Raw genomic sequence first — 15,129 nt, 5'->3', positions numbered from 1 at the left:
ACCAAGGAGGTTTAAACGTTTTGCAACGAAAAAACGAAAAAGTGGGTTAAGAATACGCAAACTTACTGCGGAATTAAATTGATATTTAGATTTTTTAAGAAATTTTAATGGCTTGTAGCGCAATAATAGAAAGCTAAAAAAACAGCGAACATTACGTCCGCTGTTTTGGGGGGTTCTGAAGTGTAAGAGTTTTCTAATAGGGGGCAGTCCTGTGTTAGCTCTGCGCAATTAAGCGCAGTGAAACTCTTTTTCAGAATTAAAAGTTAAATCGAACACCTGCAACATAGCGACGGCCATCGGCATAAACACCGGTTAGTGCTTGTTCAACGCCTTTTTCTTGGTAGCTAAATGTATGCTCGTCGGTTAAGTTAATGGCTTCAAATACTAAGGTAACGTTTTCGGTTACATTGTAGTTAAGATTGGCATCAATTTGTCCGTAATCGTCCACATAACCCGGCCAACCAAGGCCTGTATCATAGCCCGTGCGGTAGTTGTATGAAATACGACCGTTTAGGTACTCATTTTCATAGTATGCACTTAGGTTAATAGTATGCTCAGAGTTACCAGGAATAGTGATATCTTCACCATTTGGACCTTTCGCTTCACCATCAACATAGGTGTAGTTAGCCATTACACCTAGGCCTTGATAAATATCGTGCTGTACCGCAAGCTCTAAACCTTGAATTGTACCGCTACGACCATTCACCGGGCGATTTACCAATATACCAACACCTTCGTGAGTTTCAAGCGTTAGCTGTGAGTCTAAGAAAGATTGAATATCTTTATGGAAAAGCGCTGCTGAGAATAAACTTGCTTCATCAAAGTACCATTCAATACTCACATCAAACTGGTTTGCACGATACGGGTCAATATCTGGGTTACCACCTGTACCAGTTTTAGTTTCTAGGTTGTAAGAAGTAGACGGAGTCATTGAGTTATAATCTGGGCGAGACATTACGCGTGCAGCTGCTAGTCGCATAATTAGGTCATCATCTAAGTCAATCGCTAAGTTAAGGCTTGGTAGTACGTCAAAATAGTCTTTTGACTGCGTTTGCCAACCTTCACCAACGTAAGCGCCTGTATCTTGGTTTGTTTGTACTAAACGTACGCCTAAGTTACCACGCAAGCTATCTGCATCAATATCCGCCTTAATGTAACCAGCCAAGATTTGCTCTTCTACTTCAAAGGTACTTGCTTTTAATAAGTTGTATTGCCAACCAAGGGCATCACCTTCACGACGTACTTTGTTTGAATCAGTAATGGCGTAGTTTTTCAGTGTACCATTTGAGCCTAAGCCAGATAGATAATCTGACGGCATTTGGAGCGAATAATCGGCTAATGACCAGCCTAAATCGGTACGTGTTGCAGTTTGACGTTTCTCATTATAGCGACTGTGGTCGCGATATTTAGCACCAAATTTAATATTACTAAATACCGCAACATCAACTGGACGGTTAAAGTCTACTTGTAAATAATGTTCATCGTCTTTGGCGTTGTTTTGATCGTAACGTAAGAAATCAAGTGACCATTTAGTGCCATCAGCTGGATCAGCGCTATAGCTAGTTTTCATATCTTCAACACTTGACGCATCATACGAATGCACGTAGTTACCGCCCCAACCAACGCTACGGTCAGCGTGTGAACCACCTGAACCCTTGGTATAACCCAAGTGAATGGAAGTTTGCCAAATATCACCTTGATAATCTGCTTTTAAATCGTATGACTCAGTGCTAAGTTCTGAGTTACGTACTTTAGTCTCATCAAGAATATTATTGCCATCTGGCGATAAACCGAGTGTACCTGCAATTAGCATTTTGCCAACTTTGTCATGATCAATAATTGTCACGTCTTGATATTTTGAACCGCCATAACCTGGTAACCACAAGAAGTTTTGGTTTTCATTGTTAGCTTCCAATGTTGAATCAAGGGCATTAAAGGTAATGTCTAAGGCGTCACTTGGACGGTATTGTAGTGATGCATTGAAACCTGTGCGGATACGCTCTTGCGAAAACATAGCTGATCCACCGCCACCAGAGCTATAAACATTCTTGTGAACTGTACCATCTTCCATTTCAATATCGCGATGCGTCCAGCTCCATGATTCAATACCATCTCGGCGTAGATTACGTTGCTGACGTACCACTGAGATTAGTGCACCAAAGGTTTCATCTTCATTTTTCCATGAATATAAACCACTTAGTTGTGGGTCAGTTTCACCTGATACTTCACTGTGTTGAGCCATTATGCTACCGGCGATTTTATTGGCTTCTAATTCTAGTGGTTTGCGGGTACGAACGATCACTGTACCACCAATCGAGCCCTCATCAATATCGGCTTCTGGTGACTTATATACTTCAAGTCCAGATACAATTTCTGAAGGAAGCATAGTGTAATTAAAACCACGACTAGCAGGGGAGTTTGTCCACCAATCTACTGAGCCCACAGCTTGGCCATTTAATAATGTTCTGTTTTGGCTTTCAGACGTACCACGAATACTTACTCGTTCACCTTCACCAAAATTACGTGAAATCGATACGCCAGTAATACGCTGAAGCGACTCTGCTACGTTTTGGTCTGGAAATTTGCCAATGTCTTCAGCGGTTACGGCATCAACAACCGAACCTGAAAAACGTTTAGTATTAAGTGATTTCACTAAGCTGCCACGGATCCCGCGGACCTGAATTACCTCAACGTCGCTTTGTTCAGCTGTGTTTTCTTCTGCAGCCTGTACATATGTTGTGCTTAAGCTTGCAGCCAATAATGCCTGACTAATAGCTAGGCTTAATTTATTCTTAGTAGATATAGCCATTGTTTCCCCTTGCGATGTAAAAACCATCAGTTGTTATTTTTTAACGGTAACTGTTTGCTTAAATCACACACCGTTAACAATTGCCCAATGCGGAATGTGTTTTAAGCTGGGGTAATAGCTACATGATTAGTTGTGAATCGTATTGATTGGTTATGAATAGTTCTGAATTTGACAAATAAATTTTAAATAAATATTAAAAACAATAGTTTGCAGTTTTGTTTGTTTTTAATAAGTTAAATTTACTTAAAGAGGTTTGTAGAAGAGTAATGGGTTTATATAGTTATTTGATGTTTAAATTGGATGAAAATCGGGTTTGCGTGTTATTTAAACGTTAAATTTTTCTGTTTTGGCTATTAAAAGGCTATCGGTGAGTGTGTCGCTTGATTGGCCGTTTTAAAAATAAGCGTTTTAAGTAACCGGTGAGTTGTGTTGTTCACTTTTCGCGTTTACTAAGTGGATTTAAATAAGCGCTTGATGTTGTAAATCCGTAAAAGTGTCTCAATTAGTTCAGTAAAAATTAATCATACGATAACACTTACACCATTTTTGTGTTTACAGAGTTAAAAGGCTATAAAAATGAGAAAGTATTGAGTTTTGTTGTTAATTTTTGCAGCAGATGAAGGCATTAGAACGCTGATATAGAAAGCTGAGCGATTGCGCGTTAGTTGTTTTATATAACCAAATTGATAACACAATTCAAAAAACAAACATACAGCTTGGTACAACACATTTTGATTTGAAAGAAACTTATATTTGAAAGTAGTTATACAGCTAAGAACAAGGTTCTCTTATTAGTTGGATTTTCTTACGCTGGTGGTATTGGCTGACAAATTAAGACAGAGCAAAAGCAGGCTCAGCTTGTTCGAGCAATGAGTCGTTCGATCTCATGATATTGAAAAAGCTATTTAAGGTTTGAGATAGCCGTAACATGGTTAACGAATAAAGCGGGTGGAAAAGGTGAGTCGCCTAGTGTTGGCGACTCATATATCTTAAAGACTTTTCTTTGGCGGTAATGCCACGTTTGCAAATATCAGTCCGGCGACCAGAGACATAAAAATAAGAAACGTTTGTTGGCCAATACCTGTACTTGCAATAAACTCTTGCCCCGAGATTAACGAATTTAATCCGATATAGGTTTTACTTCCGGGAACCAATACGATCAAACCTTGCATTGCCACAATACAGGCGGGTGCATTGGCAACACGTGTAAAGAAGTTACTGTAAACACCAACCGCGAATGCGCCAACAAACGTGCCGAGTGCATAATCTAAATACATGGCACCCGCGATACTAGCACCGTAAGCGACAAACCCCGCCACAATTGACCACACCGCATGTTTTGCCTTGGTACGAAAGATAACGATTAAGCTCATACATAAAATAGCGATGGCAAGCCAAGCAGTCCATTTTGGCATTTGTGGTGGTGCAACAAAGTCGGTTTGACCAAATAGCGAAAAGCCTACTGCAATACCTAAAAAGGCGCCAAAATAAAGCTTAAAGAGCAGCATTAAGGCATCCATTACGCGCGCAGTGCCAGAAACTAAATGACGAGCAGATAATTCAGCTAGGCCAAGTGTTAACGCCAAGCCCGGTATAAATACAATTATGGCGGATAATATAACCATACGTATATTGATGCCGGGGTCGATGTAAACGCTTATCGCACACGCTAAAATGGCGGCAACAATAGAAACCACAGCTTCAAGCATATGGGCGACACGTTTTGAACGCTCTGACCAAAGCACAAACAAATAAATAACACTGCTAATTAACGTTGACCAAAGTACATCATTCCAACTTGTCCCCATCAGCATGGCAAATGCACCCGCCGACATTACGAACGCGATACCTGTGATAAAACGGTTATAAGGATTTGGGAAATTAGCTATTTCATCAAGCGCGTGATCGGCTTGTTCCAAGGTAATCGTGTAGTCAGTTAGTTTATCAACGAGTTCATCACTGCGCGCAAGTGCGCCTAGGTCTAATTCACCCGGAGAAACACGCGCCGCATGGGTATATTCGTCTTCGTGACCTTCTGTCCAGATAACAAATGTTAATGCGGTTGGTGTAATTATAAACGACGCTTTTAAGCCTAAAAATGTTGCTAAATTTTCTAGATGAGCCTCTAGTCGGTAAGCAGGCGTACCGAATTTGTGCAGCATTTTACCAAGCTTTACAATAAAGCGGCGTTTTTGCGTAAAACTAGCTGTGTTCAAGGTTTTAAATCTACATATACAGTGATGACTCGCAAATTTTATGTTTTATTTACGGTTTGTCTAGTTTTGTTTATGTTAAATATCAACAATTGTAATAAATCCGCGTCAAGATCAATAAAACATCCATCAATTTATACATATTGATAACAAAGGTAATTTATAAAATAAATCATTAATTTTATGTTAACGTTAAAGTAACATGGGTCAAAGCACAAGGCCGATTGTTATGGAATGACGTGATTAAATGTGTGTAACTAATTGGTTAGGTATGGCCGATTAGTGTTGTTTGCCAACGTATTAATGTGCAAATAGTATGGTGTGGTATGAAAAGGATATTGAGGTGTAAACGTGAACTGGATGGTCAAACTTGTCATTATAACTGTATGTTTTAGTAATTTAGTGCAGGCGTATGAGAATGTAACCGTCACTATTTATACTGAACACTTTCCTCCTTACAACTTTCGAGACGGCGACAAAATCAAAGGCATTAATCATGATATTGTTGCCCGCGCATGCGAAGTCGCAGGTATAAAGTGCAAATTTAAAATGTATCCTTGGCAGCGTGCTATGGCATTGTCATTATCAAAACGTTTTGCTGGCCTGGTTTCAACTTCACGATTGCCGGACCGTGAAGCACATTTTCAATGGGTTGGGCCATTAGTGTCGAGTCCCGCATGTTTTTACAAGTTAGCTCATCGGAGCGACATTAGCATTGCGTCAAAACAACAGCTTAACCATTACACAGTGGGCTTAAACAAAGGCGATGTTTATGAACACGTGCTGCAAAATTGGGGCATGCAAGAAAACGTTAATTACGTTATTTATTCAGAAAAATTTGGCGAAGTTGACGCGTTTAAAAAAGGCAAGTTAGATTTATTTATTGCATCTGCCAATACACTTCAATACCACATAGATAGCGATAGGCTCGCACTGCACGAAGTTGAACCTGTATTTGTAATAAGCGATGAGGCATTACTTGGCAATTATTTAGCGCTTAATTTGGCAATGCCAATTGAAATAGTCGAGAAACTACAAAATGCGCTGGTTGAATTAAAGCAAAGTAACGAAATTAAGTTAATTAAAAAGCGTTATATTCCGACAGCACAAAGTGTGATTTCAGAATCAGAACTATCGTTAGCCAAACGCTGTATTTATGGTTAGTTTATTACGTTAAATTTAACCTTTTGATTTAGTAATTGCGATTTTGCTAGCGTTATAAATCGTCTTCACTATTGTAAAATGGCATATCTAGTTTTCACACCGGAATCTGACGCAACACCCAATCGGCATTATTTTAGGGGAATAATATGTTTAGAGTGGTATACGAATGGAAAGTGCCAGTAGCGCAGCAACAAGCATTTCAAACTATTTGGCGCACAACAACCGAAACGATTCATGACACTGTAGAGGGGGCGCTTGGTAGTTTTATGCTGCGCTCTAGTGATGAACCAGAAAAAATACTCACAGTCGCTAAGTGGCATTCACGCGAACATTGGCAACAATTTTGGGGTAATTGTAATCCCCATCAAATGCAGAAGATGCGAGCTATAGCCGAGCGTATTTCGGTTGAAACCTTTGATGAAATAGAAGATAGAAGCAAGTGATTAAGGTTACGTAATACTGATTCTAAGTACTTAAACGAAGCGTATTGGTTATGTCCTTAAAACAGTATTTGAAAAGTGCCCAGGCTCTTAAAAGCACATCACTTTCAATAATTTGGGCACTTAAATTATTAACTCAGTTTAGCTAAGTTTAAATTTAGACCCGATCACATTTAATTCATCGGTAAGCGCTTTTAGCTGTAAACTGGCGTCAGCAATGAGCTCTGCGCCTGCAGCGTTTTCAAGTGCTGCATTGTTTATTGCGGTAATGCTTTGGGTTATTTCTTCAGCGGCAATACTTTGCTGTGCAGCCGCCGTTGCAATTGCTTCGGTATTTTGCGTCATCATATCCATATCAGCTAAAACATCGTGCATGGTTGCTTCACTGTGTTTGGCTTTTTCAAATGTGGTATTAGCAAGCTCGGTACTTTGCTCTATCGCAGTAACGGCGCACTGTGTATCTGATTGTAATTCATAAATTATTTTCTCAATATTGGCGGTAGATTGCTGCGTTTTGAAAGCAAGTTGTCTAACTTCATCTGCCACCACGGCAAAACCGCGGCCTTGCTCGCCTGCGCGGGCCGCTTCAATTGCGGCGTTAAGAGCAAGTAAGTTGGTTTGCTCAGTCACGCTTTGAATTACTTCTAGCACCGAATTAATACCAATACTTTTTCGTTCTACTTGATTAATAACACTGTTAGCTTTGTTTAATGACGTTTCTAACTGTTCGATAGCACTGAGTGCCTCATGAATATCACGATTTGCCTCCTGGCTTTTAAGGCTTGCTAGCTGTGTTTGTTCAGAGCAGTCTTTTGCGTTATTTGCCACTTCTTCAATGGTAATAGTCATTTCGTGCATAGCAGCAGATACGCGCTCAATACTAACGTGTTGCTCCTCTAAGCTAGATTTGGCTTGAATACTGGTTGAGCTTGTTTGCGACGCCATGCCCGTTAGTTGTTGGCTTGAAGAGATAATTGAACTAATAATGCTAAGTAAACTTTGGTTCATTTTTTTCATCGAGTTAAGTAAACCAAAGGTGTACTGATTGCCAAATTGGTGTGTTAAATCACCATCAGCGATTTTCATCGCCAATTTATGAATGTCTTTTGGTTCGCCACCAATTGGTTTTAAAATTGAGCGGGTAATGAGTAGCGCAGTAACAACAATACACACCAAGCTAAACAGCGAAATTATTAAAATCGAAGACTTTAATGTTGCGGTTGCTGCAAAGGCCTCGGCTGCGTCAATTTCTGAAATAAGTACCCAGCTTATATCACCAAAGTTGATTGGCATATACGCCGACAAGACAGCGTTGTCATTATAGTCTTGAATAATTTCGGTATTACTGATGCCGCTCAGTCCTTTGGTTACAGCAAGCGTGCTAACGCCATTATCGGTTATATTACCAGCGAAACTCGCTTTAACGCTGCGGCCAACGGGGTCTAAAAATGAGTCAGAGCGCATGCGATGATCTTGCCCAACAATATAAGACTCACCAGTTTCACCCATACCTTCGCGTTGCTGCATTAATGTATTTATTTTGTTGATTGATAGTTGTAACGCAATCACACCTTTTATTTCGCCGTTTTGTGTAATTGGCTGCGCGATAAAAGCAGCGGGTTCATTGTTACTCGGTGCGTAGGCCGAAAAATCGACAATATTAAAGCTCTGGTTTAGCGTTGTTTTGTTAAACAGGCTGGCTAAGCCAGATTGCGCGTAAGGGCCATCAAGCAAATTTGTTTGATAGTCTGATTCTTTTGCAACGCTGTATAAAATATCACCATTTAAATCAATTAAGAATAAATCGTAGTACTGATTAGTTTCGATAAAGCGTTTAAAGTAGTCGTGTTTTTGCTCGGCTAATTCTGAGTTTGTTACATCATCCATGTTGGTCCATGACGATGCAATTAACGATAAATCGGCTTTGCTTTGGGCAAAGTAATTGCGTATTTCCGTGGCTTTAATGTTTTTGATCGACGTTAGTTGATTAAATGCTTGTTGTTCAAGTGCATTATTAGAGATTGTAATTGCGATAAGGGTAATAATAAACACTGGCACTAATGCCAGCGCTAAAAAGGAAAATAACAGTTTTTGCTTAAGATTCATACGGTTTGAAACGATTAAGAGTAAAGTAAGTCCAATATGTTACATTGTAATATAACTGTCATATAATGAGAATTGTTACTATTTGTAAACGAGCAATAATGTTAAATCATTAATAATACTCATTTTATAAATATCGTTTTTATTCGTCGTTGTGTCGCGATTTGTTTTTTTCGGTGATCCATTGCGACATATATTTTGTGCTCGCATGCATATGATGTTTAAGCATTTGCCCGGTAAAATTGTTCAAGCGATGTTGTTCTAAGTCATTACGTACCGAGTTGATTCTTTCATTTAAATCGTAAGCTAGCGGTGCTTTGGCAAATTTTTCAATCAGCTTGTTATGGCACAAAGATGATTTTTGTTGCCACAGTGCTCTGTTCGAATATAAGTTTACTGCATCAGTAACAATATTTTCAGCGTGCTCACTCACAAGACCGGGCCAATTCTCATTGTCGAACATGCCTTCAATGCCAATTGGTGTTGTGATAGAAGGGGTTTGACACACCATGGCATCTAAAAACTTTCCTTTTATACCAGCGCCAAAACGGAGTGGACTTAACATCACTTTGGCATTTTTTATTACTTCATAGGCGTCATCACACCAGCCTTTTACAATAAAACCGGTTTTTTCATTAGAAATAGCAGTGGCTTTTGGTGGTGGATATGAACCATAGATGTGCAGTTCTGCGGTAGGAAGTTGTTTTCGGATCTGTGGCCAAATTTGCTGCAAAAATAACACACTATCCCAGTTGGGTGCGTGGCGAAAATTACCTATGGTGACAAAGTGCTGGCGCTCTTCAAAGCTTGGGGTCTCTGCTAACTTATCGGTATCAAACATAAAGGGCAGGTGATGCAATAAACTTGGCTCAAGCTTGTATTGTGTTTGCAGCAAGTTCATTTCATAGTCTGAAATAATAAGTGATAAATCACAGCGTAAAATGGCCGCAATTTCACGCTTTGCCAGATTAGATGACCAGTCTTGTGCTGTTAATGGGCGTCCCGCTTTGTGTGCCAAATGGCGTGCGTTTCTAACGCTCTGTAAATCTTCCGTATCAAGAACTTTCAACGCGTTAGGGCAGTATGTATCAACACGCCAGCCGAATTGTTCTTCCATCATAAAACGGTCAAACATCACAATATCTGGGTTAAAAGCCGCAATATAGTCATTAAAACTGTCGCAATTAAGGGTAATTTCAGCGCTTGAAACGTGAATGCTGTTAAGGTCAAACATATGCGGCGTTTTTTGAGCTGGTGAGGCAAACTCTACCTGCCAGCCTTGCTCTAAAAATGTTTGCATAATCGACAAAATATGGCTGCCTGCAGCAGATGATTTAGGCTCCGGCCACACATAACCAATAACAAGAACTTTCACGGTGTTTCTCAACAAAAATATAATCGGCGCATTTTATCGTAAATTTACCGCAATTGCTTGAGTAAGCTACGCATAATCAATAGTCTTAACGTCGTTTTACCATTCAAATGATTGAATGGTAATCAATTAAAATAAAAAGTAAGGAAGGGAAGGCTAACATAGGCTGCAAAATTAGGCTTATATTATACCAATTCAATTAAGTAGCTGATCATCCTAGCGGAGTAAATGTCATGCTAACTGCGTTGGAATTTATCATTGTAGAACAACTATACAAGAAAAATTCTGCCTTGTTATCATTTCATTTATCCAGCGCTATCACTGATCACATAATTAACAGAATTGGTATCACTTCTCGTTTGCTTGAATAATAAAATCACTACCAAGGAACAGTAATGAAACTACTTAAATTATTGGTTGTTGCGAGTGTGTTTTGTGGTTCGTTTGCTCATGCTAATGAGCAAGATAGCTATCAAACACCCAGTAAAGCATTGGCCGATTTAGTTGATGCGAAACTAGCGCCAACAACGCGATTATCGCCAGATAATCAATGGATGGCGTTTTTGGAGCGTCAACGTATTGCAACACTGCAAGAGCTTGCTAAACCAGAACTTAAACTTGCGGGCATAAAGTTAAATCCTAAAAATTTTTCGCGAGCGCGACCTCGTTCAAAGTATTTGTCTATTACGTTTAAACACTTAGAAAATGGTCAAAAGTTTACTGTTAAAGGCCTGCCAGAAGGACGTGTTTTATCGCCGTCGTGGTCACCCGATAGTCAACATCTTGCATTTTTTATTGAGCAAGCGCATGCGGCACAGTTATACCTTTTCAATATTTCAGAGCGCCGTTTAATCTCAGTTGATAACGCACCACTTAATTCGGTGATTACATCACGCCCATATACCTGGTTACCCAATAGCGAAGGATTATTAATTAACCTTGCCGCGAATGCAAATAATCAAGCACCGTCGGCAGAAAACGCCTCGATTATACCCGTTATATCGCAAACAAGTGGCGAAAAAGCACCAGTACGTACATACCAGAACTTACTGCAAACACCACACGATAAAGCACTTTTTTCGTTTTATGGTTTAGGCCAGTTAGCCAAAGTGTCGCTTAGCGGTAATGTTACAAAGTTGGCAAAGCCGGGCATTATTCGCTCTTTTGTACCTTCGCCAAATAGTGATTACATTTTGCTTGGGCAAATAGAAGCACCGTTTTCTTATTTAGTGCCGTATTCACGTTTTGCAACTAACTGGCAAGTAATTGATACAAAAGGAAAGCCAGTTGCGAGTGTTGAAAAACAAACGCTTGCTGAAAATATTCCGCAAGGTTTTGATAGCGTAAGAACAGATCGCCGCAGTTTTTCATGGCGTGCCGATAAACCAGCAACGCTAGTATGGGCACAGGCGCAAGATAACGGCTCAATGAAAACTGACGTACCGTTTCATGACTTTGTTTATAGCTGGAAAGCGCCGTTCAACAATGACCCAAAGCTATTTGCAAAAGTTGAACGCCGCTTTGCTGGCATTGAATGGGCGAATGATAATGTTGCCATGTTGAGTGACTGGCGCTTTAGCGACAGAAAGATTCGCACGCAAATTATCAATCCAGAAAACCCTGACGGTCCGCGTGTACTGTTTAATGAACGTTCGTACAACGACGCGTATAACGATCCAGGTAACTTTGTTTACGAACAAACTGAGTTTGGTACGCGCGCGGTGAAAGTGGTTGGCGAGCGATACATGATGCTAACCGGTACTGGCGCATCAGATAAAGGCAATATTCCGTTTTTAGATCAGTTTGATATTAAAACCGCATCGTCAAAGCGTGTTTGGCAAAGTGAAGCGCCATACTATGAGCGTGTGCGTGCGGTGCTTGATGACGCAGGTGAAAAGCTGATTACTCTGCGTGAATCTAAAACAGAACAACCGAATTTTTACATTCGCGATTTAAAACAAAATACGCTGACGCAATTTACCGAATTTGCACATCCTTACCCAGACTTTAAAAACATTAAAAAAGAGCAAATTAGCTATACCCGTGATGATGGTGTAGCACTAAGTGGTACTTTGTATTTACCTGCAAATTACAAAGGCGGCAAAGTGCCGGTGTTGATGTGGGCGTATCCGCTTGAATACAAAGATAAAGCAGTTGCATCGCAAGTACGTGATTCACCATATGAATTCACATATATCGGCTATTGGGGACCGATGCCATACTTAGCTAAAGGCATTGCAGTATTTGATGATCCGAAAATGCCGATTATTGGCGTTGATGGCAGTGAGCCTAACGATACGTTTAGAATGCAATTAGTGAGCAGTGCCCAAGCGGCGGTTGATGCATTGGTTGAAAAAGGCGTAGCCGATGAATCACGCATAGCCATTGCAGGTCACTCGTATGGTGCATTTATGGTAGCGAATTTGTTAGCACACAGTGATTTATTTAAAACAGGTATTGCCCGAAGTGGCGCGTATAATCGTACATTAACGCCGTTTGGTTTCCAAGGTGAAGAACGCGATTTCTGGCAAGGACAAGCGGTTTATGCGGCAATGTCACCGTTTTTCCATGCGGAAAAAATTAATGAGCCTATGTTAATGATCCACGGTAAAGACGATCCAAACTCGGGTACTTATCCAATGCAGTCTGAGCGTATGTATAACGCGCTTAAAGGCTTAGGTAAAGAAGCAAGATTGGTAATGTTACCGTATGAAGGCCATGGCTATCGTGCAAGAGAAAGCATTTTGCATGTGCTTTGGGAGCAAGAGCAGTGGCTTGAGCAACATTTATTGAGTAAATAAATTCAATAGAGGTTAAAAAACAGAAAAATCGCCAGCATTAAGTGCTGGCGATTTTTATTGTTATTTTTGCAATATTTCGTTTTAAAACATATAACATTGATAATTTTGGTCTATGCTTTTTATACTCAAAACCAAAATAACAATCCATGAAGCTTTCAGATATCAGTATTCGCAATGCACTAATTGCCACCATCACACTTGCACTTGTTTTAAGTACACTTTTCTCAACGCTTTTTAGCAGTAATCAGTTTAATTCTGTGTTCGACGAGTTTAACGAGCAGGAATACTTCCCCGCGTTACTTGGCAAAGTAGAAGCCAGTATTCGTGCAGAACTTAATACGCCAATTGCGTTATCGAAAGGGCTTGCACAAAATGACTTTTTAATTGATTGGGCGTTAAAAGGCGAAAAAAGTGATGACTGGCCGCGTATTCAACAGTATTTTGCCAATGTTAAAAACACCAACGACGCAGCAGTGGTGTTTTGGGTATCTAAGCAAAGCTTAAATTACTATCAAAACGATGGCATTTTAAAAACGCTATCGGCGAGTAGCGACCGCGATAGCTGGTTTTTTCAATTTATGAGTTCGTCAAATACCCAACAAGTGGCTGTTGATGTAGACGAGCAGTCAAAACGCTTAACCGCCTTTATTAATGTAAAAGTAAACGCCAACGGGCAAGATTTAGGCCTCACTGGGCTAGGTTACGATATCAGTAAAATTATCGATATTGTTAATAGCAATAAGATTGGTAAAACAGGATATGTATTTTTACTGCGCCCAGATGGCAAAATTGCAGCACACCCAAACCAAGCGTTTGTAGGTCAAGATTATCAAGCTATCAACAAATACTCACCATTATCAGCATTACTGTCTGGATCAGTTTCACAGCAAACGCAATTAGAAAAAATTAAACTTGAAAACGAAACCTATTTTGCCGCTACGCGCAACTTAGAAGACATCGGTTGGCAGTTGGTTGCCTTGATGCCAACCAGCGAAATGAGCAGCAAAATTTCCAAAGCGATGATGTTAACAATTGCAGTTAACAGTGTAATTGCGGGTGTGTTTATTGTGCTTATGGTGTGGATTGCTAATCGCGTGTCGCGCAGTATTGCAAGTATCGGTAGCAAACTGCTTGAAATGGGTAATCAAGGTGGCGATTTAACCATGCGTTTGGATGATTCGCGTCAAGATGAACTTGGTGACTTAGCGCGAGGGTTTAATGCGGTTATTGCTAACAATCAAAAGATGGTGATTAAACTTAAAGACATCGAATTGCAAATGGCGCAAGACATTCAAGCTTTAGTCGACTCGTTCGATCAAGTCACGAGCCTTTCATCAAACCAAGATGCCCTAAGTGAACAAGTGGCATCGGCCATTACTGAAATGGGCACCACGGTTTCTGAGGTGTCAAACCTCGCATTAGATACCGCCAACACCAGCGAAAACGCAGTAAGTGATACGAAACAAAGTATCGACCAAATGCAGTCAAGTACATTGGCTATGAACCAGTTAACTCAAGTTATGGGCGAAGCTTATCAAAATATTCAAGAACTTGCTGGGCAGGCAGAGTCGATTAATTCAATTGTCGATGTGATTAACGCTATTTCAGAACAAACTAATTTACTCGCACTTAATGCAGCGATTGAAGCCGCGCGAGCAGGCGAACAAGGACGCGGATTTGCAGTGGTTGCTGACGAAGTAAGAACGCTTGCAAGTAAAACGCAAAGCTCGACGCAAGAAATTCGCGGGCAAATTGATCAATTCCAACGTTCAACCGAAATTGTGCTCAATGCTATGGCACAAGGTAATGAAACCACCAGTAAAGTAAGTGAAACATCGGCTCAATCGGCAGAAATTTTAACCACAATTGACCGCAGTATTACTGCGGTAAAAGATATGAATCAGCAAATCGCCACAGCGACTGAAGAGCAAAACGTGGTGGTGCAACATATTAATGAGTCGGCAGTACAAATCGCTGATCTATCGAAGCAGTTCAACGAGATAGCGGTGGCAGATCAACAACAGCTCAAACGGTTAAATCACTTAGCAAGTGAGCTGTCATCACTTATTTCAGAGTTTACGGTATAAACACCAAATAAATGTGCTGCCCTGAAATGTCGTTTGTTCAGGGCAGCGTTTTTTGCGCTTAATCTATACCAATTCATTCAATTAAAAATGGTGCGTCGAAATTATTATTGTATTAACCGCCGTTAACTTTGTTGGTGTCG

Annotated in this window: 8 protein-coding genes; 4 read left to right on the top strand and 4 right to left on the bottom strand. The window is 40.2% G+C overall.

What is annotated here, in order from left to right; genetic code table 11:
- Window positions 1-256 precede the first annotated feature (256 nt).
- Together ACXAFE_RS16300 and ACXAFE_RS16295 are read right to left on the bottom strand one after the other, a co-directional pair.
- Entirely contained in the window at window positions 257-2,809 is a 2,553-nt protein-coding gene (locus ACXAFE_RS16300; RefSeq protein ID WP_475154821.1) for a TonB-dependent receptor, read from the bottom strand.
- Window positions 2,810-3,798: 989 nt separating this feature from the next.
- Entirely contained in the window at window positions 3,799-5,025 is a 1,227-nt protein-coding gene (locus tag ACXAFE_RS16295; RefSeq protein ID WP_082428523.1) for a threonine/serine exporter family protein, read from the bottom strand.
- 357 nt (window positions 5,026-5,382) lie between these two features.
- Here ACXAFE_RS16295 and ACXAFE_RS16290 point away from each other — a divergent pair, with 357 nt between their 5' ends.
- Both ACXAFE_RS16290 and ACXAFE_RS16285 read left to right on the top strand, forming a co-directional pair.
- Window positions 5,383-6,186, top strand: a complete 804-nt coding sequence (locus ACXAFE_RS16290) for a substrate-binding periplasmic protein (RefSeq protein WP_475157754.1) — start codon at window positions 5,383-5,385, stop codon at window positions 6,184-6,186.
- A 146-nt stretch (window positions 6,187-6,332) separates the two neighbouring features.
- Window positions 6,333-6,629 carry an antibiotic biosynthesis monooxygenase family protein gene (locus tag ACXAFE_RS16285; protein ID WP_475154816.1) on the top strand — a complete coding sequence of 99 codons (297 nt, stop codon included), beginning with the start codon at window positions 6,333-6,335 and terminating at the stop codon, window positions 6,627-6,629.
- A gap of 138 nt (window positions 6,630-6,767) precedes the next feature.
- On the opposite strand, the gene ACXAFE_RS16280 is transcribed toward ACXAFE_RS16285, so the two are convergent.
- Both ACXAFE_RS16280 and ACXAFE_RS16275 read right to left on the bottom strand, forming a co-directional pair.
- The gene (locus ACXAFE_RS16280) at window positions 6,768-8,732 is read right to left on the bottom strand and encodes a methyl-accepting chemotaxis protein (protein ID WP_475154810.1); all 1,965 of its coding nucleotides are present in this window, start codon (window positions 8,730-8,732) and stop codon (window positions 6,768-6,770) included.
- A 139-nt stretch (window positions 8,733-8,871) separates the two neighbouring features.
- On the bottom strand, window positions 8,872-10,104 hold the full coding sequence (locus tag ACXAFE_RS16275; RefSeq protein WP_475154802.1) for a glycosyltransferase: 1,233 nt from the start codon (window positions 10,102-10,104) through the stop codon (window positions 8,872-8,874).
- A 392-nt stretch (window positions 10,105-10,496) separates the two neighbouring features.
- Here ACXAFE_RS16275 and ACXAFE_RS16270 point away from each other — a divergent pair, with 392 nt between their 5' ends.
- Together ACXAFE_RS16270 and ACXAFE_RS16265 are read left to right on the top strand one after the other, a co-directional pair.
- Complete coding sequence (locus tag ACXAFE_RS16270; protein ID WP_475154800.1) at window positions 10,497-12,902, top strand: alpha/beta hydrolase family protein; 2,406 nt, start codon at window positions 10,497-10,499, stop codon at window positions 12,900-12,902.
- 146 nt (window positions 12,903-13,048) lie between these two features.
- Window positions 13,049-14,989, top strand: a complete 1,941-nt coding sequence (locus ACXAFE_RS16265; RefSeq protein ID WP_475154799.1) for a methyl-accepting chemotaxis protein — start codon at window positions 13,049-13,051, stop codon at window positions 14,987-14,989.
- Window positions 14,990-15,129 lie beyond the last annotated feature (140 nt).

The sequence above is a fragment of the Pseudoalteromonas sp. ABV4_021 genome, from assembly GCF_056159365.1.
The sequence above is the reverse complement of the archived record's forward strand: the minus strand, read 5'-3'. Positions and strand labels throughout refer to the sequence as shown.

What these genes read in the sequence shown, in the direction of transcription:
- ACXAFE_RS16290 (WP_475157754.1), top strand. Translation starts at nt 5,383, where the DNA reads ATGGTCAAACTTGTCATTATAACTGTATGTTTTAGTAATTTAGTGCAG.
- ACXAFE_RS16265 (WP_475154799.1), top strand. Translation starts at nt 13,049, where the DNA reads ATGAAGCTTTCAGATATCAGTATTCGCAATGCACTAATTGCCACCATC.
- ACXAFE_RS16280 (WP_475154810.1), bottom strand. Translation starts at nt 8,732, where the DNA reads ATGAATCTTAAGCAAAAACTGTTATTTTCCTTTTTAGCGCTGGCATTA.
- ACXAFE_RS16285 (WP_475154816.1), top strand. Translation starts at nt 6,333, where the DNA reads ATGTTTAGAGTGGTATACGAATGGAAAGTGCCAGTAGCGCAGCAACAA.
- ACXAFE_RS16300 (WP_475154821.1), bottom strand. Translation starts at nt 2,809, where the DNA reads ATGGCTATATCTACTAAGAATAAATTAAGCCTAGCTATTAGTCAGGCA.
- ACXAFE_RS16270 (WP_475154800.1), top strand. Translation starts at nt 10,497, where the DNA reads ATGAAACTACTTAAATTATTGGTTGTTGCGAGTGTGTTTTGTGGTTCG.